This is a genomic window from Phytopseudomonas argentinensis, assembly GCF_900113905.1.
GTDB lineage: Bacteria > Pseudomonadota > Gammaproteobacteria > Pseudomonadales > Pseudomonadaceae > Aquipseudomonas > Aquipseudomonas argentinensis.
Genome location: NZ_FORC01000003.1, coordinates 558,661 through 581,764 on the forward strand (window position 1 = coordinate 558,661; position 23,104 = coordinate 581,764).

Annotated in this window: 21 protein-coding genes and 2 riboswitches; of the genes, 7 read left to right on the forward strand and 14 right to left on the reverse strand. The window is 65.9% G+C overall.

Features of this window, described 5'->3' with window-relative positions; translation table 11 throughout:
* Complete coding sequence (locus BM154_RS17060) at positions 1–306, forward strand: hypothetical protein (RefSeq protein WP_074886726.1); 306 nt, start codon at positions 1–3, stop codon at positions 304–306.
* Here BM154_RS17060 and cobM read toward each other — a convergent pair.
* Genes cobM through BM154_RS17080 form a run of 4 tightly spaced genes read right to left on the reverse strand, consistent with a single transcriptional unit; the run spans position 269 to position 2,403 of the window.
* Complete coding sequence (cobM, locus tag BM154_RS17065; RefSeq protein ID WP_074886730.1) at positions 269–1,042, reverse strand: precorrin-4 C(11)-methyltransferase; 774 nt, start codon at positions 1,040–1,042, stop codon at positions 269–271. The genes BM154_RS17060 and cobM overlap by 38 nt on opposite strands.
* Positions 1,043–1,092: 50 nt before the next feature.
* A complete protein-coding gene (locus BM154_RS17070; protein ID WP_074886733.1) occupies positions 1,093–1,500 on the reverse strand; it encodes a cobalamin biosynthesis protein in 408 nt (135 codons plus the stop codon).
* The gene (locus tag BM154_RS17075; protein ID WP_074886736.1) at positions 1,497–2,207 is read right to left on the reverse strand and encodes a CbtA family protein; all 711 of its coding nucleotides are present in this window, start codon (positions 2,205–2,207) and stop codon (positions 1,497–1,499) included. Before BM154_RS17075 ends, BM154_RS17070 begins: the two co-directional genes overlap by 4 nt.
* A gap of 10 nt (positions 2,208–2,217) precedes the next feature.
* Positions 2,218–2,403, reverse strand: a complete 186-nt coding sequence (locus BM154_RS17080) for a CbtB domain-containing protein (RefSeq protein ID WP_074886738.1) — start codon at positions 2,401–2,403, stop codon at positions 2,218–2,220.
* A 95-nt stretch (positions 2,404–2,498) separates the two neighbouring features.
* Positions 2,499–2,700: riboswitch (cobalamin riboswitch) on the reverse strand.
* A gap of 71 nt (positions 2,701–2,771) precedes the next feature.
* Positions 2,772–2,955: riboswitch (cobalamin riboswitch) on the forward strand.
* Between the two features lie 96 nt (positions 2,956–3,051).
* Between BM154_RS17080 and cobW the strand changes: the two genes are divergently transcribed.
* From cobW to BM154_RS17095, 3 genes are all read left to right on the forward strand, one after another.
* Positions 3,052–4,101: a cobalamin biosynthesis protein CobW gene (gene cobW, locus BM154_RS17085; RefSeq protein WP_074887165.1), complete on the forward strand. Its 1,050-nt coding sequence runs from the start codon at positions 3,052–3,054 to the stop codon at positions 4,099–4,101.
* A 12-nt stretch (positions 4,102–4,113) separates the two neighbouring features.
* On the forward strand, positions 4,114–7,848 hold the full coding sequence (gene cobN, locus BM154_RS17090; protein ID WP_074886741.1) for a cobaltochelatase subunit CobN: 3,735 nt from the start codon (positions 4,114–4,116) through the stop codon (positions 7,846–7,848).
* A 287-nt stretch (positions 7,849–8,135) separates the two neighbouring features.
* Complete coding sequence (locus tag BM154_RS17095; RefSeq protein ID WP_074886744.1) at positions 8,136–9,746, forward strand: ATP-binding cassette domain-containing protein; 1,611 nt, start codon at positions 8,136–8,138, stop codon at positions 9,744–9,746.
* Positions 9,747–9,834: 88 nt separating this feature from the next.
* Here the strand turns inward: BM154_RS17095 and BM154_RS17100 are convergent, their stop codons facing one another.
* The 4 genes from BM154_RS17100 to BM154_RS17110 form a co-directional block, all read right to left on the reverse strand.
* The gene (locus BM154_RS17100; RefSeq protein WP_074886748.1) at positions 9,835–10,923 is read right to left on the reverse strand and encodes a 3-deoxy-7-phosphoheptulonate synthase; all 1,089 of its coding nucleotides are present in this window, start codon (positions 10,921–10,923) and stop codon (positions 9,835–9,837) included.
* Between the two features lie 279 nt (positions 10,924–11,202).
* The gene (locus tag BM154_RS24585; protein ID WP_279626230.1) at positions 11,203–11,334 is read right to left on the reverse strand and encodes a hypothetical protein; all 132 of its coding nucleotides are present in this window, start codon (positions 11,332–11,334) and stop codon (positions 11,203–11,205) included.
* A gap of 27 nt (positions 11,335–11,361) precedes the next feature.
* Positions 11,362–11,790, reverse strand: coding sequence for an NUDIX hydrolase (locus BM154_RS17105; protein ID WP_074886751.1), 429 nt, complete (start codon positions 11,788–11,790; stop codon positions 11,362–11,364).
* Positions 11,790–12,368 (reverse strand): LOG family protein, encoded by a 579-nt coding sequence (locus BM154_RS17110; RefSeq protein ID WP_074886754.1) that lies wholly within the window; start codon positions 12,366–12,368, stop codon positions 11,790–11,792. The genes BM154_RS17105 and BM154_RS17110 overlap by 1 nt, the downstream gene beginning before the upstream one ends.
* Before the next feature lie 407 nt (positions 12,369–12,775).
* Between BM154_RS17110 and BM154_RS17115 the strand changes: the two genes are divergently transcribed.
* A complete protein-coding gene (locus tag BM154_RS17115) occupies positions 12,776–13,783 on the forward strand; it encodes a magnesium chelatase ATPase subunit I (RefSeq protein WP_074886757.1) in 1,008 nt (335 codons plus the stop codon).
* Between the two features lie 2 nt (positions 13,784–13,785).
* The gene (locus BM154_RS17120; protein ID WP_083414596.1) at positions 13,786–14,475 is read left to right on the forward strand and encodes a vWA domain-containing protein; all 690 of its coding nucleotides are present in this window, start codon (positions 13,786–13,788) and stop codon (positions 14,473–14,475) included.
* 93 nt (positions 14,476–14,568) lie between these two features.
* Here BM154_RS17120 and BM154_RS17125 read toward each other — a convergent pair whose 3' ends face one another.
* Entirely contained in the window at positions 14,569–15,159 is a 591-nt protein-coding gene (locus BM154_RS17125) for a hypothetical protein (RefSeq protein ID WP_074886761.1), read from the reverse strand.
* A gap of 140 nt (positions 15,160–15,299) precedes the next feature.
* Here BM154_RS17125 and BM154_RS17130 point away from each other — a divergent pair, with 140 nt between their 5' ends.
* On the forward strand, positions 15,300–16,601 hold the full coding sequence (locus tag BM154_RS17130) for a leucine-rich repeat-containing protein kinase family protein (protein ID WP_074886763.1): 1,302 nt from the start codon (positions 15,300–15,302) through the stop codon (positions 16,599–16,601).
* Between the two features lie 13 nt (positions 16,602–16,614).
* Here the strand turns inward: BM154_RS17130 and BM154_RS17135 are convergent, their stop codons facing one another.
* From BM154_RS17135 to BM154_RS17155, 5 genes are all read right to left on the reverse strand, one after another.
* On the reverse strand, positions 16,615–17,370 hold the full coding sequence (locus BM154_RS17135; RefSeq protein WP_074887167.1) for a hypothetical protein: 756 nt from the start codon (positions 17,368–17,370) through the stop codon (positions 16,615–16,617).
* A 43-nt stretch (positions 17,371–17,413) separates the two neighbouring features.
* Entirely contained in the window at positions 17,414–18,730 is a 1,317-nt protein-coding gene (locus tag BM154_RS17140; protein ID WP_074886765.1) for an MFS transporter, read from the reverse strand.
* A gap of 411 nt (positions 18,731–19,141) precedes the next feature.
* A complete protein-coding gene (locus BM154_RS17145) occupies positions 19,142–20,722 on the reverse strand; it encodes an aldehyde dehydrogenase (NADP(+)) (protein ID WP_074886768.1) in 1,581 nt (526 codons plus the stop codon).
* A 187-nt stretch (positions 20,723–20,909) separates the two neighbouring features.
* Positions 20,910–21,827, reverse strand: a complete 918-nt coding sequence (locus BM154_RS17150) for a dihydrodipicolinate synthase family protein (protein WP_074886771.1) — start codon at positions 21,825–21,827, stop codon at positions 20,910–20,912.
* 211 nt (positions 21,828–22,038) lie between these two features.
* The gene (locus tag BM154_RS17155) at positions 22,039–22,788 is read right to left on the reverse strand and encodes an AraC family transcriptional regulator (RefSeq protein ID WP_074886774.1); all 750 of its coding nucleotides are present in this window, start codon (positions 22,786–22,788) and stop codon (positions 22,039–22,041) included.
* Positions 22,789–23,104 lie beyond the last annotated feature (316 nt).

Genomic DNA, 23,104 nt, shown 5'->3' on the forward strand with positions numbered 1-23,104 from the left:
ATGAACAATTGGCTGGATACGCTGCACGCCTATTGCGCGGCTGTACTGCAGGGGGATCAGCAACTGATCGAACGGCTGCGCGCAGCCGGCTTCGACTGCCATCAAGGCAAGTGGAGCTTTCATCTGCCCGCACTGCATGCCTGGTTATTCGGCCAGCATGGAGCGCTCGATTACCCGACCTTTCTTAAGCAGCTGTACGCCAGCAACCTCAACGAGCGCCTTGCCGGCCAGGGCGCGCAGATCGCCATCGCCGACAACCGCGGCAAGGTCAGCGACAGCCTGTATCGTCTGCAGCGCCTGCCCTGAACAGATGACGATGGCCTTCGCGGTAGAGCGCCGAGTCGGCGAAATCTTCCGCGCCCAGCACCTGGCCGACGAGAATCAGCGCGGTGCGTTTGAAGGCCCTGGCACTGACCTTCGCTTCGATATCGGCCAGGGTGCCGAGCACCCAGTCCTGATCCGGCCAGCTGGCGCGGTGCACTACCGCGATCGGGCAACTGGCGCCGTAGTGCGGCAGCAGCTCGGCGACGATCTTTGCCAGGTGCTGCACGCCCAGGTGGATGGCCATGGTCGCGCGGTGGCGCGCCAGGTCGGCTAGTTGCTCGCCAGCGGGCATCGGTGATTTGCTGGCGTAACGAGTGAGGATTACCGTTTGCGACACGTCTGGCAGGGTCAGTTCGCTTTCCAGCAACGCCGCGCAGGCTGCCGTGGCGGTAACCCCGGGAATGATCTGGAAAGGGATACCCAGCGCACGCAGGTGGCGAATCTGTTCGCCGATGGCGCCATACAGGGACGGGTCGCCGGAATGCACTCGCGCAACGTCTTCGCCGCGCTCGTGGGCGGCGCGCAGCAGGGTGATGATTTCATCGAGATGCAGTTCGGAGGTGTTCACTACCAGGCTGGCCTGATGGCCGTCGAGCACCGCTTCGGGCACCAGAGAGCCGGCGTAGAGAATCACCGGGCAGCTGCGGATCAGGCGCTGGCCCTTGACGGTAATCAGCTCTGGGTCGCCGGGGCCGGCGCCGATGAAATAGACGGTCATTGGATTCCTGAATGTGAGGGCGAGGCGCCAGTGCTCAAGCCTGATCCAGCCTAAGGGTGAACGCGGGCGACGGCCACGGTGGCAGCGGCGCTCTTGCGTTTGGTTATCCACAGGTGAGCGGGTTGGCCGCACAGCCGTTCGGCCAAGGCCAGGGCGCTGGCTTCGGCAACGCCGGGCGTGCCGGCCACCTGCAACGCCTTGGTCGAGGTTTCGCTCAGGCGCCCATGGTAACCCGCCATTACCTCGGCGGGCAGGAAGCGGATCGGCAGGTTCAGGTGGGCGGCCAGTTGCTGCAAGCCTGGCTCATCGGCCTTGTGGGCGCTGCTGGCCAGGGCCGTCAGCTCGGCGGTGCTCGAGCCGTGCTCCTTCAGCGCGCTATCGAGCAGGGCCAGTAGTTCGCCTAGCGGGCAATCGCGCCGGCAACCCAGGCCGGCAACGAGGGTAGGGCGCTCGCTCATGCAGGCTGGTGGTTGCGGCCGTGAAACCAGGCGGCGGCCATACCGAGAGACGCCCAGAACGCGGCGTTGGTGAGCAGCGAGGCGAGGATGAACTGATGCTCCAGCGTTTCGGGCGCCAGGCTTTCATGCACCTCGGGCTGCGGTGCGCCGACCAGGTGAGGCAGGGCGAGAAGCACCACGCCGAGGATGCGTAGCATCCAGTTGCTACCGAACGCCAGCAGCGCCAGGCCTGCGGCGGTCGCTGTCGCTGTGCCGATCCACCAGTACTGGCGCAGCAGCAGCTCTGCCGCGGCAGTCCCTGGCAACTCCGGAGGCAAGCCGCTGGCGGGCGCCAGGACGAAAGTGGCGAAACCGGCCAGCCCCCAGAGCAGGCCCTGCCAGGTTTTCTCGGGGGCGCGCAGGGTGAACAGGCCAGCCAGCATCAGCGCGAAACCGACGGCGACGACCAGATTGCTCAGGCCTGTGGATAACAGCCGCTGCCAGCCGTCCTCGGGCGCCCAGGCTTCGCCGTCGTGGCTGTGCCCGTTCGCACCATGGTCGTGGGCAGCGGTGGTGTCGTGGCTGTGTTCGATGGCGGCAGGCTCCGCGACTTCGAAGCCTTCCGCCTGCAGGATCAGCGGGGTTACCCACAGGCTTTGCAGCAGGGTCAGCACGATGGCGGCGAGCAGGCCGGCGAAGCCTGCGGTCTGGGCGATACGCTTGATCATCGCGAGGCCCTCAGTGGCACGGAAACGCGGCGCTGTGCCGGGTATCGTGGGCAGCATTGTGCAGCGCTTCGACGTGGGAGAAACCGGCGAAGAAAATCAGCACGGCGCCCAGCACGCAGCTGCCGACGGCAAGCAGAATACGTTGCGACAGGGGGAGTGCGGAGGCGGTGGATTCGGACAGGACGCTGCTGGACATGATCGTAGACCTCAAGGGTAAACGGCACAGCAGGACACGGCGAGACTGCCCGCACGGGCGGGCGATAGTCGGCGCGCGCCCGCCCACCGCGGGTTGCCAAACAGAGGATTCAGGCCGGTCTCCGGGCTCGCGATGATCACCTTGCGGCGATAGGGATCGGCCTTCCCATGCATGTGCACAGTGGCCAAAACGATCCTGGCATTCGCTTACCGTTGCGGGGGCAGCGCCGGACTCGAACCGGCTTCCCGTTTCACCTCACGCACGGCGGCGCGAGACACCTGAAACAACCGGGCAAGAACAACACGAAGGAGCAAGTGCGTCAACCTGTTGCAGGTCGCTCCGCGATTGACCGTGCCACAGGCTCTGCGTAGCCTTGCTGGTTTCGAGGTGCTGCCTGTAGTCACAGGCAGCTAAGAGGGAACACGGAACACCGTGGCTGCCCCCGCAACTGTAAGCAGCGAGTGCGTCGCCAATCGCCACTGGGAGACCGGGAAGGCCGGCCGCGCGCCATGACCTGCCAGCCAGGAGACCTGCCTCGATAACGCTTCGACAACCGGGCGGGGTGATCCGGTGATGCCTTCGCGCCAGCCTGCTCGCGCCTGCCATCCTATCGCCCGCTCGCCGTTTCTGCAGACGCCAGGGGCCATCATGAAAACGCTCGCCAAACTTCCCGTCACCATCGTCACCGGCTTTCTTGGTGCCGGCAAAACCACCTTGCTGCGCCACATGCTGGAAAACGCCGAGGGTCGTCGTATCGCGGTGATCGTCAACGAGTTCGGCGAGCTGGGTATCGACGGCGAGATCCTCAAGCAGTGCTCCATCGGTTGCACCGAGGAAGAGGCCAACGGCCGGGTATTCGAGCTGGCCAACGGTTGCCTGTGCTGCACCGTGCAGGAAGAATTCTTCCCGGTGATGCGCGAGCTGGTGGAGCGCCGTGGCGACCTCGACCATATCCTCATCGAGACCAGCGGGCTGGCCCTGCCCAAGCCCCTGGTGCAGGCCTTCAACTGGCCGGAAATCCGCAATGCCTGCACCGTCGATGCGGTGATCACCGTGGTCGACAGCCCGGCCGTGGTCGCCGGCACCTTCGCGGCATTCCCCGATCAGGTCGACGCCCAGCGCAAGCTCGACCCCAACCTCGACCATGAGTCGCCGCTGCATGAGCTGTTCGCCGACCAGCTGGCCAGCGCCGATCTGGTGATCCTCAACAAGGCCGACCTGCTCGATGCCGAGGCGCTGGCAGCGGTGCGCGCCGAAGTGGCCGAGGAGCTGCCGCCGGCGGTCAAGGTGGTCGAGGCCCATGGCGGCTCGCTGCCGCTAAACGTACTGCTGGGCCTGAACAACGAGACCGAGCTGCATATCGAAGGCCGCAAGACCCACCACGACAACGAAGATGAAGATCACGATCACGACGAATTCGACTCGTTCCACGTGGAACTACCGGAAGCAGACGAGGCGCGCCTGCTGAATGCGCTGAAGGATGTGGTCGGCAAACACGGCATTCTGCGGGTGAAAGGTTTCGTTGCCGTGCCGAACAAGCCCATGCGCCTGCTGCTGCAGGGCGTCGGTCAGCGCTTCGACAAGCATTTCGACCGTGCCTGGAAGCCTGACGAGGCCCGAGTGACTCGCTTGATCGTGATCGGCCAGGAGCTGGATCACACTGCCATCGCCGCCGAGCTGAAAGCGGCGCTGGCGTAACCGGCGCCCATCATGCACCTGCTGCGTACCCAGCCCGGCCAGTCGCTGCCGGCCGACAGCATCGCCGACCTCGGCCAGACCCCCGCCGAGCTGGTGGTACTGTGCACCGGTGATTCACACCTGTCGCTGCTGGCCGAAGTCGCCCGCCATCTGCCCGAGGATTACCCCAGCCTGCGCCTGGCCAGCCCGGCGCAGCTGGCCAACAACGCCTCGGTGGACTTCTACGTCGAGCAGGTGCTCAGGCACGCCAAGGTCATCATGATTTCCGTGCATGGCGGCGTCAGCTACTGGCGCTACGGCATCGAGCGGCTGGTGGAGCTGGCCGGGCAGGGCAAGACGCTGATTCTGGTGCCGGGCTGCGATAACCCCGACCCCGAGCTGACTGCACTGGGCAACGTGACCGCCGACGATGCCGAACGGCTCTGGCAGTACCTGCGCCAGGGCGGTGTGGATAACGCACGGCAGTTCTTCAACTGCATCGCCGACCGTTACCTGGGACGGGACTACGGCTGGCAGCCGCCGCACGCGCTACCGCGGGTCGGCCTGTATCACCCCCGGCTGGGCAATGCCATGCTGCAGGACTGGCGCGCCGACTGGCAGGCCGATGCACCGGTGGCGGCGTTGCTGTTCTATCGCACCCATGTGCAGGCGGCCAACACCGCGTTCGTCGACACCTTCTGCCAGCGCCTGCAGGCCCAGGGCATCAACCCGCTGCCCATCGCCGTGGCCAGTCTCAAGGAGGCGGCCTGCATGGCGCAGGTCGAGGACTGGCTCGACGATGTGGGCGCCAGCGTGATCATCAACACCACCGGTTTTGCCCAATCCAACCCGGAGTCGCCCCAAGCGCGGCCGTTCCGCCGTGACGTGCCGGTGCTGCAGGCGCTCTGCGCGCTGGACAGCGAGGAGCAATGGCAGGGCAACGCCCAGGGCCTCGGCCCCCGCGACCTGGCCATGCATATCGCGCTACCGGAACTGGACGGCCGGCTGATCACCCGGCCGATCAGCTTCAAGGGCCTGGCTTTTCGCAGCGAGCGCAGCCAGAGCGACGTGGTCTGCTACCGCGCGCACCTGCCCGGCATGGATTTCGTTGCCGAGCTGGCACGTCGGCAGGCCGACCTGCAGCGCCTGCCGGCTGTGGATAAACGCGTTGCCCTGGTGCTCGCCAACTACCCGACCCGCGACGGCCGCATCGGCAACGGCGTCGGCCTGGATACGCCAGCGGCGGCGCTGAATATTCTGCAGGCCTTGCAGCAGCGGGGTTACCCGGTCGAGGCGTTGCCGGACAGCGGCACGGCACTGATCCACCAACTGCTCGGCGGCGTGACCAACGATCTCGACAACCTCGACCTGCGGCCCTGCGCCCAGAGCCTGGCGCTGGACGACTACCAGCGCTTCTTCGCCGCCCAGCCCGAGGCCAATCGCCAGGCAGTGCTGGAGCGCTGGGGCTCGCCCGAGAACGATCCGATGTTCCGCGCGGGCCGGCTGATGATCGCCGGCCTGCGTTTTGGCCTGACCTTCGTCGGCATCCAGCCGGCACGGGGTTACCAGGTCGACGCGGCGGCGGTCTATCACGATCCGGACTTGGTGCCGCCCCACGGCTACCTGGCCTTCTATTTCTGGATGCGTCACGTCTACGGGGCCAACGCGGTGATCCACGTCGGCAAGCACGGCAACCTGGAGTGGCTGCCGGGCAAGAGCGTGGGACTGTCGGAAAGCTGCTGGCCAACGGCGATTCTCGGTGCGCTGCCGAATATCTACCCGTTCATCGTCAACGATCCCGGCGAAGGCGCGCAGGCCAAGCGGCGTACCCAGGCGGTGATCATCGACCACCTGATGCCGCCGCTGACCCGCGCCGAGAGCTACGGCCCGTTGCGTGACCTGGAGCGGCTGGCCGACGAGTATTACGACGCCAGCCAGCTCGACCTGCGCCGCGCCAGTGAGCTGCGCGGCGAGATCCTGCACAAGGTGCGCGAGGCCAGCCTGGATCGCGAGCTGGGCCTGCAGCTCAACGACGACCCCGCCAGCTGGTTGCCACAGCTGGACGCCTACCTGTGCGACCTCAAGGAGTCGCAGATCCGTGACGGCCTGCATGTGTTCGGCGAGTCGCCGACCGGCACCCTGCGCCGCGACACCCTGCTGGCGCTGCTGCGCATTTCGCGTGGCGATGGGCAGGGCGGCAATGCCAGCCTGCTGCGTGCGCTGGCCGATGATCTGGCACTCGGCTTCGATCCGCTCGATTGCGAGATGGCCGCGTCGTGGACGGGGCCGCGCCCGGCTATTCTCGTCAGCATGAGCGATGAGCCATGGCGCAGCTTTGGCGACACTCGCGAACGTCTGGAACTGCTGGGTTTAGGGTTGATGTCGGGGGCGGATTTCGAAGCTGTCGGATCGAGTAGCGCGGCCGTGCTGCACAATCTGCACAGCCATATCGCCCCGCTGCTGGATGCTTGCGGCGATGCCGAGATGCACGGTCTGCTCGACGCCCTCGACGGCCGCTTCGTGCCCTCCGGCCCCAGCGGTGCGCCGAGCCGTGGGCGCCTCGATGTACTGCCCACCGGGCGCAATTTCTACTCCGTGGACGTGCGCAACCTGCCCACGCCCACCGCCTGGCGCCTCGGCGTGCAGGCCGCCGACCGCTTGCTCGAACGTCACCTGCAGGACGAAGGCGATCACCTGCGCCAGCTCGGCCTGTCGGTATGGGGCACCGCGACCATGCGCACCGGCGGCGACGATATCGCCCAGGCCATGGCGCTGCTGGGCGTGCGCCCGGTATGGCAGGCCGGCAGCGGGCGGGTCGAGCGTTTCGAGGTGCTGCCGCTGGAGCAGCTCGGTCGCCCGCGTGTCGATGTGACCCTGCGGGTATCCGGCTTCTTCCGCGATGCCTTCGCCAACCTGATCCGCCTGTTCGACGATGCCGTGCAGGCGGTTGCCGATCTGGACGAGGCGCCAGACATGAACCCGCTGTCCGCCCGGGTCTGGCAGGAAGCCCTGGCGCTGCAGGATGGCGGGCTGGACGAACGCGAGGCACGGCGCCAGGCCGGCTGGCGGATCTTCGGCTCCAAGCCGGGTGCCTATGGCGCCGGCGTGCAGAACGCCATCGAGGAGCGCCTGTGGGAAAACCGCGCGGACCTGGCCGAGGTGTACCTGAACTGGGGCGGCTACGCCTACGGCAAGGGCGCGGAGGGCGCGCCGGCCCGCGAGCAGTTCGCCGAGCGCCTGGAGCGCATGCAGGCGGTGCTGCACAACCAGGACAACCGCGAGCACGACATCCTCGATTCCAACGACTACTACCAGTTCCAGGGCGGCATGCTGGCGGCGGTGGAAACCCTGCGTGGTGGCAAGGTGGCCAGCTACTTTGGTGACAACAGCCAGCCCGACACCCCGCGCATCCGTACCCTCAAGCAGGAGCTGGGGCGGGTGGTGCGCGCCCGCGCGGCCAACCCCAAGTGGATCGAGGGCATGAAGCGCCACGGCTACAAGGGCGCCTTCGAACTGGCCGCGACCATCGACTACCTGTTCGCCTTCGACGCCACCAGCGAGCTGGTCGACGACCACCAGTACGCCCTGCTTACCGACGCCTACCTGATGGACAGAGACACCCGCGACTTCATCCAGCAGCACAACCCCGGCGCCCTGCAGGACATCGTCGAGCGCCTGCTCGAAGCCCAGCAACGTGGCCTGTGGCAGGAGCCGGGCGAGTACCGTGAAGCCCTGGAAAACCTGCTGCTCGATAGCGAGGAAAGCTGACGACGCCCGTAGCCTGGGTCTCGCTGCGCTCAACCGATTTGGTTCGTAGCTTGTAGGATGGGTGCAACCCATCAATTGCCGATGGGTTTCACCTACGCGGCCCGACCCATCCTACGGGTACCCAAACCCTTGGTGTTGCCCTCAGCCTGACCCAGGTTTACCCTGGCCGCTCATTCCCCGCCGGAGTCTCGTCCAATGCGCCAGTAATGCCGTCGTGCTCGCACGAACTGTGATCGTCCGCCGTGGCCTTGTGCCGCGCGTTTTCACGGCATTGCCTGGAGTCATTCATGACGAACTCGCCTGTTATCGCGCTCGAGCGCGTGTCCTTTCATTTTCCCACTGGCCAGCCGCTGTTCGATGCGCTGAGCGAAACCTTCGATACCCGGCACACCGGTCTGGTGGGGCGCAACGGCGCCGGCAAGAGTGTGCTCGGCCGCCTGCTTGCCGGGCGTTTGCAGCCGACCGCAGGGCGGATCGCGGGGCAGGCGCAGGTCGCCTATCTGCCTCAGGATATCGAGGTGGCCAATGGAACGCGGGTGGTCGACCTGATGGGGTTTGCTGCACCTTTCGATGCGCTGGGTCGCGTCTGTGCAGGCTGCATGGACGAGGACGATGTCGAGACGCTCGAAGGCCGGTGGGATATCGCCGAGCGTCTGCACGCGGCGTTGCACGACGAGGGCCTTGGTCACCTCGCCCTGCAAACCCCGGCCGCCATGCTCAGCGGCGGCGAGCGCACGCGGGTGGCGCTGCTTGGCATGTTGCTCAGCGGTGCCGACCTGCTGATTCTCGATGAGCCCAGCAACCATCTGGATCAGGCCAGCCGTCAACGTCTTTACGAGCGCTTGCGGCAGTGGCCTGGCGGGCTGCTGGTGATCAGCCATGATCGTCAACTGCTCGAAGGCATGCAGCGTATCGTCGAGTTATCGCCAGGCGGGCTGCGCGCCTACGGCGGCAATTACAGCGTCTACCGAGACGCTCTGTTACGTGAGCGACAAGCCGCCCAGCATGGGTTGGAGCACGCCCGTACCGAACGCAAACGGGGTGAGCGGGCGTTGCAGGCACAGCAGCAACGCCAGCAGCGCCGTGCTGCCAACGGAGCGTGTGCAGCGCGGGACAGCAACCAGGCGCCGATTCTTCTGGGCCGGCAGAAGAGCCGTAGCGAGGCCAGCGCCGGACGTCTGCAGCAGCGCCTGCAAGAAGCCCGTAGCGGACTCGATGGAGCGGTGCGCGAAGCCGCCGCGCAGGTCGATGAGCACCTCGGGATCGAGCTGCATGGCAGTGCTGCAACGCTGCCCGAGGGCAAGCGGGTATTGAGTCTGCGCGCTGTGCAGGCGCCGTTCTCGGCTGCCAGCCTGCCGGATATCGACCTGTTCGGACCGCGCCGGCTGGCGATCACCGGACCCAACGGTTGCGGCAAGTCGAGCGTGCTGGCGATGCTCGCCGGCCGCCTATCAGCCGTTGCTGGAGCGTGTCGGGTCGAGGTGCCGCTGGCCTACCTGGATCAACAACTGTCCTGCCTGCCCGCGGCGCAAAGCGCGCTCGAGCACTTGCGTCGCTGCAATCGCGGGTTGCCCGAAGCGCTGGCCCGCACTCGGCTGATGCACCTGGGGCTGGATGCTCATCGGGCGTTGCTACCCTGTGCACGGCTCAGCGGTGGTGAACGTCTGAAGCTGGCGCTGGCCGGGGTGATCGACAGTGAGCCGGCCTCGCCCCTGCTGCTGCTCGACGAACCCGATAACCATATCGATCTCGACTCGCTGTTGGCCGTCGAAGCCATGCTGCGCGACTACCGCGGGGCGCTGATCGTGGTCTCCCACGACGCCGCGTTCATCGAGGCATTGGCCATCACCGATCGCTTGCAGTGGACGGCCCAGGGCTGGCAGCACGAGCGGGTGTGATCGGTGAGCTGTCGTAGCTCGGGTCGAGCGTGGCGACACCCGGGATAGGTACCCTCGGTATCGCTGCGCTCGACGCCAGGCTACGGCGTCAGACCAGGTGGCGCATACGGATGGCGGCGTCCACCAGCATGCGCTCGGTGCCCGCCCAGCCGAGGCAGCCGTCGGTGATGGATACACCGTAGCGCAGCTCGCCGCCCAGGCTCTGGGCGCCGTCGAACAGGTGGCTTTCGATCATCACCGCACGCAGGGCGCCGTCGCCGGCCAGGCGCTGGTCGAGCACGCTGCTCAGCACCTCGGGCTGGCGCAGCGGGTTCTTGCCGCTGTTGGCATGGCTGCAGTCGACCATGATGCGTGGCGCGATGCCCTGGCGCTCCAGCTCGGCGCGCGCGGTGGCGACGCTGGCGGCGTCGTAGTTCGGCCCCGCGTGGCCGCCGCGCAGCACCAGGTGGGTATCCGGGTTGCCGTGGGTGTGCACCAGTGCCGGGCGGCCGTGGCCGTCGACGCCGAAGTGCTGGTGGGCATGGGCTGCCGAGCGCATGGCGTCGCAGGCGATGCCGAGGCTGCCGTCGGTGCCGTTCTTGAAGCCCACCGGCATCTCCAGGCCGCTGACCAGTTCGCGATGCACCTGGGACTCGCTGGTGCGTGCGCCAATCGCCGCCCAGCCGAGCAGGTCGTCGAAGTAGCCGGCCACCAGTGGCTGGAGGATCTCGCTGGCCGACGGCAGGCCCAGCTCCAGCAGCCTGAGCATCAATTTGCGCGAACGACGCAGGCCTTCGGCCATATCGCCGCTGCCATCCAGCGCTGGGTCGTAGACCAGGCCCTTCCAGCCCACCGTGGTACGCGGCTTCTCGACGTAGGCGCGCATCACCAGCAGCAGGCGATCACCCACCCGCTGGCTGAGGGCGGCCAGGCGTTCGGCATATTCGAGTACGGCGGCATCGTCGTGCAGGGAGCAGGGGCCGACCACCACCAGCAGGCGCGGGTCGTGACCATCGAGAATGGCGCGGATCGAGTGGCGCTGTTGCTGCACCTGGCGGGCAAGGGCCGCGGAGAGTGGCAGTTCTTCGCGCAACTGGGTGGCACTGGGCAACGGCGAGGTGTGGCGGCGGCCAGGCTGGGCGACCAGGTGCAGGTCGGCGGCTTTGGCGGTGGAGCGGGGATTGGCGGCTACGGACATGGTGATTTCCTCGGCCGGCGCGGAGTTACCGCGCGCGGCGCACTATCTGGCTCGATGAGATGTTCGATTGAGTGGTTGAGCGGCGTGAGCGCCGATAAATCGCCAGCTGTAGCGGTAATAGGTCTGGTAGGTGATGCAGTTGATATAGGCGGTCATGGTGAAATCCTCTGTGAACAATCGATGTGCCGGAAAAAACAAAACCCCCGGTCGGGAGGCCGACCGGGGGTTTCGAGAAACTGTCTGGTGGCGACCCTGGATTACTAGGGCGCCTGTGGGGTATCAGGCGCGCCTGTGGCTAAACCAATACCCATAAAAATAAGCGGTTGCAGCGACCACCGATGCCTGGGCACGCGCGATCACGATGCAGGCTGCATCGAGGCGGGTGGCGTTCAGGATCATGGATGTGGACATGTGCGGCTCCGTTGAATGGCCTCGACGTTAATTCATCGCGGTGGTCGATTGCAAGCGTCGTTCGCTGAGCGCGGACAATGCACGGCGCGCCGCCACCGTCAGCGGCTCGGGCGGGCTATCGAGAGCGAACCAGGCGACATCACTGTGTTTCTCGGGTTCGACGTTGCGCACTTGACCCTCGAAGGCCTCGGCCAGGTAGACCGGCGCCAACCAGTGTTCGCCGCGCTGCGCATCGATCTGGTCGACCACGCAAAGCAACGCCAGCGTCGTCAGGCGGATGGCCAGCTCTTCCTCGATCTCGCGACGTACTGCCTGCTCCACCGGCTCCAGCCAGTCCACCTTGCCGCCGGGCAACCCCCAACAGCCGGCTTCCGGCTCACGCACGCGGCGCACCAGCAGCAGGCGCCCGTCCTGCACGATGGCGGCGCCGCAGCCCAGGCGTGGTTGCGCGTTCATCAGGTTTCCTGCCTGCCGATCCACTTGCCCACGGTCGGCGCCTGGTAGCTATCGATCGCCTTCAACAAGGCGTCGATGTCCTGCTCGACGATCAGCATCTTGCGGTGCGGCGCCTTGACGAAGGCTTCGTCGACCATGTGATCGAGGAATGCCGCGAGGCGGTCGTAGTAGCCGTTGATATTGAGCAGCGCGCAGGGTTTCTGGTGGTGGCCGAGCTGTGCCCAGGTCCACACCTCGAACAACTCCTCCAGGGTGCCGACGCCGCCGGGCAGGGCGATGAAGCCGTCCGACAGTTCGGCCATCAGCGCCTTGCGCTGGTGCATGGAGTCGACGATACGCAGGTCGTCGAGGCCGGTATGGGCCACTTCCTTCTCCCACAGCGAGCGCGGGATCACGCCGATCACCTCGCCGCCTGCCTCCAGCGCAGCGTTGGCCACGGCGCCCATCAGGCCGACGGAGGCGCCGCCGTACACCAGGCCGATGCCGGCCTTGGCGAGGGTTTGACCGAGGCGGGTAGCAGCCTCGAGATAGACGGGATTGGTGCCCGCATTGGAACCGCAGAAAATGCACAGGCGCATCGAAATCTCCCTGATGGTTAGGGTCTGTTGACGTTTCAACGCGAGCCGCGTTGCCGCGAGAAATCTCGCCAGGCCGGGCGGCGATCCGCTAGGCGGAGGACGCAGGCAATGGTTGTTCCCTTGCCAAGTCCTCCAACAACGCATGGCGAGATTTCTCGCGCAACCTAGGCGGCCCCGCCCGAAGGGCCGGGCCCGTTTTTGCGCGAGACGGCGTTACTCGATGGCTCATTTGGCCCGCCAAACTTCGCATCTCGTGCCTTGCCTCGCGCAAAAGCGGGCTCCGGCGCGGCCGTGCGTGAAACGTCAACAGACCCTAGGATGCCAAACCAGCGACCTTAGCAGACGAGCGGGGTAGCGCACGACCGCTCGCTGGTACAATGGGGCCTTTGCCCAGCGCGGATCGACCCATGACCGACACCGTCCATTTTCCCCTCGCCGCCGTGGTTGGCGCCGACTCCCTGAAGTTGGCGCTGTGCCTGGTGGCAGTCGATCCGGCGATTGGCGGGGTGCTGATCGAAGGCCCACGCGGCATGGCCAAATCGACCCTGGCCCGCGGCCTGGCCGCACTGCTGGAGAGCAGTGTGTTCGTCACCCTGCCGCTGGGCGCCAGTGAAGAGCGCATCGTCGGTACCCTCGACCTGGACGCCGCGCTGGGCGAGAGCCGTGCGCAGTTCTCGCCCGGGCTGCTGAGCAAGGCTGATGGCGGGGTGTTGTATGTCGACGAGGTCAACCTGCTGCCCGATCATCTGGTCGACCTGTTGCTGGATGCGGCGGCCAGCGGTGTCAACCATGTCGAGCGCGACGGCATTTCCCATCGCCACGCTGCGCGCTTCATCCTGATCGGCACCATGAACGCCGAAGAGGGCGAGCTGCGCCCGCAACTGCTCGACCGCTTTGGCCTCAACCTGGCGTTGGATGGCCAGCCGCAGCCTGGTGCGCGTGCCGAGATCGTGCGCCGTCGCCTGGCCTTCGATGCCGACCCGCAGGCCTTTGTCGCCACCTGGGCCGGGCAGCAGCAGGCATTGGCCGAGCGCTGCCAGCAGGCGCGTGCGCGGGTGGCGACCATCCCTCTCGATGACAGGGCGCTGGAGGCGATCACCGAGCGCTGCTTCGAGGCTGGCGTCGATGGCCTGCGCGCTGACCTCGTCTGGCTGCGCGCCGCCCGTGCTCATGCGGCCTGGCGCGGGGCCGCGCGTATCGAACCTGTGGATATCGATGCGGTGGAGGGCTTCGTGCTGCGTCATCGTCGTCGCCAAACGCCGCCGCAACAGCAGGCGCAACCGCCGGCCAGCCCGCCGCCCCAGGCGCCGAGTGAGCAGCCAGCAGCCGGCGACGGCAATTGGGGTGAGCTGCCGGCGCAGGCGCAAAGCACCGGCGAGCGCCGCGAGCCGCCGCGCTGGGCAAAAAAGCCCTAGGCATTCCCCCGCGCGCCAAGGCGGGGACGGATGCCAGACCGACACCAGGCAAACAGGCAGGCGGGCGCAGCGGTGCCAAGCGCCCAGGCGGCAGCGGCGCCATCGATTGGCTCGCCACCTTGCTGCAAGGCAAGCCCAGGCGCCGCACCGATCTGCAACGCCGACCGCGCAGCAATGCCCCCACCCAGCTATGGCTGATCGTTGTCGACGCCTCGGCCTCAACCCGCCGTTATGGGGCCTTGAGCAAGGCCAAGGGCTTGCTGGCCGAGCTGTTCGAGCGCGCCTACCGGGAGCGCGCGCGAATCGCCGTGCTCGACGCCCACGGTACCCAGCCGCACTGGCACTGGCAGGGCCAAAAGGCATCCGGCGCCTTGCAGCAGTGGTTGCGTGAACTCGGTGCCGGCGGTGGTAGCCCGTTGATTCCCGCGCTGCAGCAAGCCCACCACTGGCTGCAGCGGCGCCAGCGCCTCAAACCCGACGAGGCGCAGCGCCTGCTGGTGATTACCGACGGGCGACTGCGTGAATGGCCGGCGCTACCCACCAGCCCGTGCCCGGCGACCCTGGTGGATATCGAATGCGCGCCGATCCGCCTGGGCCGCGCCGTGCAGCTGGCCGACGAACTGGGCGCTGATTACAAGCATGTCGATGATCTGGCAGCCTGCTTGCCGCGGTCTGCCTGGCGAAGCGGGTGACAGCTCCGGCAGTGGCGATCGGCTCTGGCTGTCGCGGTCGATGAAACGCCAACCCGTCGCGTCATCTGCCATAGCTGCAGGTGCCAAGGGCCGTTAGCGGTCTGGCGGGCTGTAATCTGCAAAGCGAATGGGCGCATTGCGTGTCGCGGTCGTGACCTGATGGGCATCCATGACCAATGCCTCGGCATCAGGGTCCTCGCTGTCATTCGGAACCCAGTTCTCGAAGATGCGCTTGTGAAATACCCAGTCCTTCAGCTTGGTGTCGTAGCGGAAGGTGATGTAGTCAGTCCAGTGCTGACCGCAAGCGACACCGTTTTCGATGGTGAAGTAGCGCTTGTTGATGACCAGCCCCCTGCCGTCGTCGCCGTAGGGATCGCACTGGCCGCCTTCGTCGACTCTGAACACCACTTGGTCATTGCGTTTGCTGAGCGCGTAAGAGCCATCGGTGCGCTGTGTGAACAGCAGTAGTGGCCTCGCTGGCGCAGGCTGCTCGCTGCTCAGGGTTGCCTCTTGCGATTTGTGCACCACGACCAGGTAATCGGCCAACGCGTCATCATTCAATTCGCCGGACGCATGACGCAGAACCGAATAACCCTCGGGTATCTGTTCGAGAATGCTCGCCGGAAGCTCATGGGCACTGGCCAGGGAGGTGATCAGCAGCAAGCTGTAGACAAGGTTCTTCATGTTGGAGGTAGCTTCCTTGACGGTCTGCAGTCGCCTGTTCAGCTCGCCCCTGCAGCGATAGGGTGATGGACTGCAACAGCATACCCTGGCGAAACATTGCGTACACTGGCGCGCTAACTCCGCAACAAGGCCACTCCTCGATGCATACCCTCGACCAATTGCGTTCCGGCCAGCTCAAGGGCATCACCCGTCTGGATCTGTCCGCTTCGCTGGAGCGATTTCCCGAGGAAATCTTCACCCTGGCCGACAGCCTGGAAGTGCTCAACCTGAGCGGTAACCAGCTGAGCGACCTGCCCGAGGACCTGCATCGGCTGCATCGCCTGCAGGTGCTGTTCTGTTCTGAAAACCAGTTCGAGCACGTGCCGGAGTCGGTGGGCCGCTGCGAGGCGCTGCGCATGGTCGGCTTCAAGTCCAACCGCATTCGCGAGCTGTCCGCCAAGGCCCTGCCGCCGCGGCTGCGCTGGCTGATCCTGACCGACAATTGCATGCAAACCTTGCCCGACGAGCTGGGTGCCTGCACTGATCTGCAAAAGCTGATGCTCGCCGGTAATCGCTTGCGTGAGTTGCCGGCGACTCTGGCGCATCTGGAGAAACTGGAGCTGCTGCGCATCGCTGCCAATCAGCTACCCGCCTTGCCGGATTTCCTGCTGCAGCTGCCCAGCCTGGCGTGGCTGGCCCATGGGGGTAATCCCCTCGATGCCGACGCGCCGGCGTCACGCACGCCCGATGTGCGCTGGGCTGATCTGCAAATCGGTGAGGTGCTGGGGCAGGGGGCATCGGGGATCATTCACCGCGCGGATTGGCAACGGCCCGATGGCCAGCGCGAGGCCGTGGCCCTGAAGCTGTTCAAGGGGCAGATGACCAGCGATGGCACGCCGCAGAGCGAAATGGCCGCGTGCCTGACCGTTGGGCAGCATCCCAACCTGATCGGCGCGATTGGTCGCGTGGTCGAGCACCCGCAGGGTGAGCAGGGCCTGTTGCTGAGTCTGGTCGAGCCGCGTTTCAGCATTCTGGCCGGGCCACCGAGCCTGCAAAGCTGCAGCCGCGATAGCTACCCGAGCGAGTGGCGTCTGCCGTTCGCCCAGGCCCTGCGGGTGGCCAGCGGGATCGCCTCGGCGCTGCGCCACCTGCATGCCCGCGGCGTGACCCATGGCGACCTCTATGGCCACAACATCCTGATCGACACGGCCGGCAAGGCGCTGCTCGGCGACTTTGGTGCGGCGTCCTTCCTGCCCGCTGCCGCGCCATCTCAGCATGGGTTGCTGCAACGTATTGAGGTACGGGCGTTCGGCATCCTGCTCGAGGAGTTACTGCAGCGCTGTGAGGTGCCGGCTGAGCATGTCGCGCAATTGGCCGAGCTGGTGCGGCGCTGCCAGCAACCCCCGGTCAGCGCCCGCCCGGATTTCAGCGAGATCGATGCGGCGTTGGCAGGCCTGCTCTGACAACGCGCCTGCGCTACTCGGTATAGCGCAGCACCAGCAGCTCGCGTTCCAGGCTCGCGTTGAACAGCTCGCGAACCTGGGATTGGTTGCCGTCGCGGGCATACAGGCGCACGAGCAGGTCGAGTAGCGCCGCGGCCTGCTGCGCATCCAGAGCGCGTGTGCGGCGGAAGGCGATCAGGCTGGCACCAAGGCCGAGCAGGCGGTAGCCGTAGTGATCTTCCAGATGCTCGGCCAGGCGGAAGTTCTCCATGGGCGACAGGTCGCAGGAAAAGTAGCCATTGGCGAAACCGTAGAGCGATTCGCAGGGCCGCTGCACCGGGATGCGCAGCAGGTAGCACTCGCCATCGAGCTGCGAAACCAGGTCTGCGTTGGCTGCCGTCAGCTCCGCCAGGCTGTCTTCGTCGAGGCGCAGATCCTTGGCGAAGATGCTGTCGAACGAGGTTTGCGCTAACAGGCGCCCGAAGCCCAGGCGGCGAATGTGCAGGCGCTGCGCCACGGACAGGTCTTCACGCGGGTAGCCGTCTTCCAGCCAGCCTGGGTCGATGCCAGCGGCGAGTAGCCAGTCGCCGCTGTCGAGGTCGTGATAGTGGCTGGCGTGCATCGAGGTATAGAGCGCCTGGCCGAGATCCTCCAGGGTCAACAGGTGCTGATGGCCGGTTGGCGCCTCGTCGTAGGCCTTGAGCAGATCAGCCGTGCTGAACGGGCCGTGAACCCGGTAGCACTGGCCGAGCAGGCGGTCATCGGATTGGGGATCGAGTTCGAGACGCATGGCAGGCCCACCAAGATTGAGTGGGCGCATCATAACGTGGCTGTTACTTCATCGGCTCATCCAGCGAGCGCTTCGACGACTCCGGCAGCGACAGGCCGCCAGCCAGGGCCAGCAGGGCGATGGCGATCAGGTAGTAGGCCGGCGACATGCGGTTGCCGGTCACCTCGATCAGCCAGGTGGCGACCAGTGGCGCAGTGCCGCCGAACACCGTGTAGGCCAGGTTGTAAGTAAACGCCGAGGCGGTGTAGCGCACCCGGGTGGGGAACTGCTCGGAGAGCAGCACCGCCGTCACCACGCCGCAGATCACGGCACCGATGGCCAGTAATATCGCACCGACCGCCGAGGCCCACAGGGTGCCGGAGGCGGCCAGGGTAAAGGCGGGATACACCGCCACGATCAGCGCGATACCGGCAGTGAGGATGGTACGCCGGCGGCCGACACGGTCCGAGTAACGGCCCACCAACGGACATAGCAGCGCCGCGAAGAACAGCGCCACCAGGCTGGCGAGTAGCGCCGTCGGCCGTGCCGCACCGCCGACCACCTGCATGTAGGTGGTCAGGTAGGTGGTGAACATGTAGAACGACAGCGCCGTGGCGGAGATGAACGCCGACAGGCACAGCACGGTGCCGCCGTGTTCGCGCAGGGTTTCGCGCAGCGGCGAATGTTCGGGGTGGGCTTGCGCGGCCAGGGCCTGGAAGGCCGGCGACTCGTCCAGGCGCAGGCGCATGTACAGGCCCACCAGGCCCAGCGGTGCGGCGATCAGGAACGGCAGGCGCCAGCCCCAGGCCTGCATTTGCGCTTCGTCCAGCCAGACGCCCATGCCGAACACCAGCCCGGCCGCGCAGGCGAAGGCCGCGAAGGTGGACACCGGCACGAAGCTGCCATAGCGGGCTTTCTGCTCGGTGGGCGCATGCTCCATCACGAAGGCGCAGGCGCCGGCATATTCGCCACCGGCGGAGAAGCCCTGCAGGCAGCGCGCCAGGGCCAGCAGCAGCGGGGCGAGCAGGCCGATGCTGGCATAGGTGGGCAGCAGGCCGATCAGGGTGGTGGCGCCGGCCATCAGCAGCACGGTGATCGACAGCACGCGTTTGCGGCCGATACGGTCGCCGAGAATGCCGAAGACGATGCCGCCCAGCGGGCGCAGGGCGAAGGATACGGCGAACACCGCGAAGGTTTGCAGCAGCGCCAGTGTCGGGTTGCCTGGTGGGAAGAACAGCGAGGCGATGGTCACGGCGAGAAAGCCGTAGACAGCGAAGTCGAACCACTCGACGAAGTTGCCGATGGCCGACGCGGCAATCACCTTGCGCAAGGTGCGCAGATCGACCGGCACAGCCGGTTGTGGATAAGTCGTGATGCTCATGGCGGCCTCCGCGCGATTACTCCAACGTGCGGACGCGCCTGGCGTGGGCCTTGGCGTCCATCTGTGGATAACCTACGTGGCTGGCCGGCTGTGGCGGGATTCGAGTGCGACCTGGGTGTAGTCGTGAGCGACAGGGGTTGGGCGTAAGCGCTTTAGGGCTGTCGAGATAATTGATCTCGCGGCGTGGCCACTGGTGGATAAGCTTCGCGTTATCCGCCCTACGAGCTGGCACCATCATCTTGTGGGAGCGCGCCATGCGCGCGAATCGCGGGCATGGACTGGGCGTCCCCGCCCGCTCCCACACGAGATAGGTTCGGAACATCGTAGCCCCGGTTCGAGCGCATCGACATGAAAACGCCGCCCATAAAAAAGCCGACCCTGAGGTCGGCTTTCTAGCAACGCAGCGGGCGCTTACAACGCGTCGCGGCTGCTGGCACCATCTACCAGGCGGGCGATCTGCAGCGGGTTGGCGTTCTTCAACGCGTCCGGCAGCAGCGCATCCGGGCAGTTCTGGTAGCACACCGGGCGCAGGAAGCGGTCGATGGCCAGGGTGCCGACGGAGGTGCCACGGGCGTCGGAGGTCGCCGGGTACGGGCCGCCGTGAACCATGGAATCGCAGACTTCCACGCCGGTCGGGTAGCCGTTGAACAGCACGCGACCTACCTTCTGCTCGAGCAGTGCGAACAGCTCTTCGCTACCGGCCAGATCGCCCGGCTCGGTGAGCAGGGTGGCGGTCAGCTGACCGTGCAGGCCATTGATGGCCTTCAGCAGCTCGGCCTTGTCAGCCACTTCGACGACGATGGTGGTCGGGCCGAAGACTTCTTCCTGCAGCAGTTCGTCGCCATTGAGCAGCAGGCTGACGTCGGCCTTGAACAGTTGCGGATGCGCCTGGTTGCCTTCCTGCTTGGCACCGGTCAGGTGGGTAATGCCGGAGTGTGCGTTGAGCGCTTCCAGACCTTTCACGTAGCTCTTCAGGGTGCCGGCGTTGAGCATGGTTTGCGGCTGCTGCTCGGCCATCTTGGCGGTGAAGCTTTCCAGGAAGGCGCTGAACTCCGGCGAGCGAATACCGATCACCAGACCGGGGTTGGTGCAGAACTGGCCGCAGCCCATGACCACCGAGCCCGCCAGCTCGCCGGCGATTTTCTCGCCACGGGCCTTGATGGCTTCCGGCAGCAGAATGACCGGGTTGATGCTGCTCATCTCGGCGAATACCGGGATCGGCTGCGGGCGCGCCGCGGCCATGTCGCACAGGGCACGACCACCTTTGAGCGAACCGGTGAAGCCGACGGCCTGGATGGCCGGGTGCTTGACCAGTGCCTCGCCAACGCCCGAACCGTAGATCATGTTGAACACGCCCTTGGGCATGCCGGTTTTCTCGGCGGCGCGCAGGATGGCTTCACCGACGTGGGCGGCGGTGGTCATGTGGCCGCTGTGGGCCTTGAATACCACCGGGCAACCGGCGGCCAGGGCGGCGGCGGTGTCACCGCCGGCGGTGGAGAAAGCCAGCGGGAAGTTGCTGGCGCCGAACACGGCAACCGGGCCGAGGCCGATACGGTACTGGCGCAGATCCGGGCGCGGCAGCGGCTGGCGATCCGGCAGGGCACGGTCGATGCGCGCGCCGTAGAAGTCACCGCGGCGCAGCACCTTGGCGAACAGGCGCATCTGGCCGCTGGTACGGCCACGCTCACCCTGGATACGGGCGGTCGGCAAAGCGGTTTCGCGGGTTACGGTGGCGACGAATTCGTCGCCCAGGGCGTCCAGCTCATCGGCGATGGCGTCGAGGAACTCGGCGCGCTTGGCGGCGGGCAGGCTGCGGTAAGTCGGGTGGGCAGCGGCAGCTGCTTTGGCCGCGGCGTCGACTTCTTCAGGCGTGGCCTGGATGAAGTCGTAGGGCAGGGCTTCGCCGGTGGTGGCGTCATGACTCTTGTGAACGACGGAGCCGGCTGCGCTGAACGCGCCGCCGATGATGTTGTGGCCGATGGTAGCGGGCATTGTTAGCTCCTGTTGGGGACGTATGACACGTACGGAAAGGCTTTGATTGTACGATGTCTGATAAGTTGCGCAAGTCTGCTGGTGCAACTTGGCTGAGCAGGTAGTGGCTTGCCGGGGATTGGAGAGGCGCCTCAGGGGGAGCAGCTACCCGCGCTCGCAACGCCGGTAGCTGGCTGTCGCCGTGCTGTCAAAGCCCGACATCCGGCAGCGACGGCCGGCTGGCCAGCGCCTTGGCCATGATCGCTTCGACATGGGCACGATCCTCACCGCGCAGCGGCAGGCGTGGCGGGCGGGTCAGTTCGCGGCCACGACCGGCAATGGCCTCGCAGAGCTTGATGCACTGCACCAGGTCGGCACGGGCATCGAGGTGCAGGATCGGCATCAGCCACTCGTAGATCGGCATGGCTTCGGCGAAGCGGCCGGCCCGGCACAGGCGGAAGATGGTCTCGCCCTCTTTCGGAAACACGTTGCTCATTCCCGACACCCAGCCTTGCGCACCCACGGCCAGGCTTTCCAGCACCACGTCGTCGAGGCCGGCAAACAGCACGAAGCGGTCGCCGACCTGGTTGCGCACGTCGATGAAGCGTCGGGTATCGCCGGAGCTGTCCTTGAAGCAGACCACATTATCGCAATCGGCCAGGGAGATGAGGATGTCCGGCGTCACGTCGTTCTTGTAGATGGGCGGGTTGTTGTAGACCATCAACGGCACATCGGCATGCCGGGCCACATAGCGGAAGTGCTCGGCAGTCTCATGGGGCTTGGCGCCGTAGACCAGCGCGGGCATCAGCATCACCCCGTCGACACCGGCCTGGCGCACCAGGTTGGCGGTTTTCGCGGCGGTGACGCTGGTGAATTCGGCGACCCCGCAGATCACCGGCACGCGGCCCCTGGCGGCGTCCACCGCCACCTCGGTAACGGCGATCTTCTCGTCGGCACTCAGCGAGGTGTTCTCGCCCACCGAGCCGCACACCACCAGCCCGGATACGCCATCGCGAATCACGTTGGAAATCACTTGGTGGGTTTCTTCCAGATTGATCGAGAAATCGTCATTGAATTGTGTGGTAACGGCCGGAAAGACGCCGCTCCAGTTGACTGCTCTGTTCATGCCTTGCTCCAGTCCGCTCCATATTCGCAGCAAGCAATTGCCGCTTTTGTATTTCGTATACGATTTTCCAGCAATGTCCGTGCCTGCTCGATTTTTTCTCGCTGGCGCAGGTACTTAGGGGCTGCAGGTGGCACGTTCGATCCGCCGAGCTACACGCCGGTGTTACCCAAGGGAGCGTGGCACCCATGGCTGCACCTTGCTGGCGCGTAGCTCAACGCTGGTGGGAGAGGCGAAACTGGCTCGGGGTAAGCCCGGTAAGTGCGCGGAATTGCCGACTGAAGGCGCTGTGGTCGGTGTAACCGCAGCGCAGGGCGATTTCGGTAATCGGCAAATCATGCAGTAGCAGGCGACTGGCCTCGCCAAGACGTGCCTTGTGGATCATCTGGCGCGGGGTGAGCTGGAAGATGCGTTTGCAGTGACGCTCCAGTTGCGCCACTGACAATCCGGCCAGCTCGGTGAGCTCGGCCAGGCTGATCGGCCGGGCGAAGTGCTCACGGATATAGGCATCCACCGCGGCAAGCTTCGGGTAAGCCGGGTGGCCCGATTGCGGCAGCTGTACATCCCGGGAGATGCCGGCCAGGCCGATGATGTCTCCAGAGCGATTGCGCAGGGCCAGCTTGTGGGTCAGGCACCAGACCGGCTGGTTGCCGTAATAAAGGTGCAGCTCCAACTGGTCATCGAGCTGGCTACCCTCATCCAGTACGCGCCGATCCTGCGCGGTATAGGAAGGCCCGAAGTTGGCCGGGAACACCTGTTCGGCGGTCATCCCCACCAGCTTGTCTTTGCTCTTGAAGCCCAGCCGCTGGGCCAGGGTCTGGTTGACCAGGGCGTAGCGGGTCTGCGTGTCCTTGATGAAGAACACCACCTCGGGCATGGCATCGAGCAGCGGCTCGATCTGCATGAGGGTGCTGATCAATGTCGGCAGGTCCGGATGAGGAGAGTTCGGTAGCAGGCTGTGCATGGCTGGCTGCAGACAGTTTGAATAGCTGCAGAGCCTAGCGCGTTATCGCGAGGCGGGCAGCTATTGAGCCCGTGGGCCTGCAAGGATTTGTGGTGCGAGGGGAGGCGGCTGACGCGAACGCCAGAAAGCAGAAAGGGGAGCCGAGGCTCCCCTAAATCTTGTTCGAATCATCGTTCTTGTTAGTGCTAACGGCCTATTGTTCTTGTTTTAGCCGAGGCCTCCAAAGGAGGCCAAGAGCGAACGGATTTGTTTGGACGCTGATGTTGCCGTGATCCGTAGATCCAACCCGTCTGTCGCTGCCTTGCAAAGCAGTTTT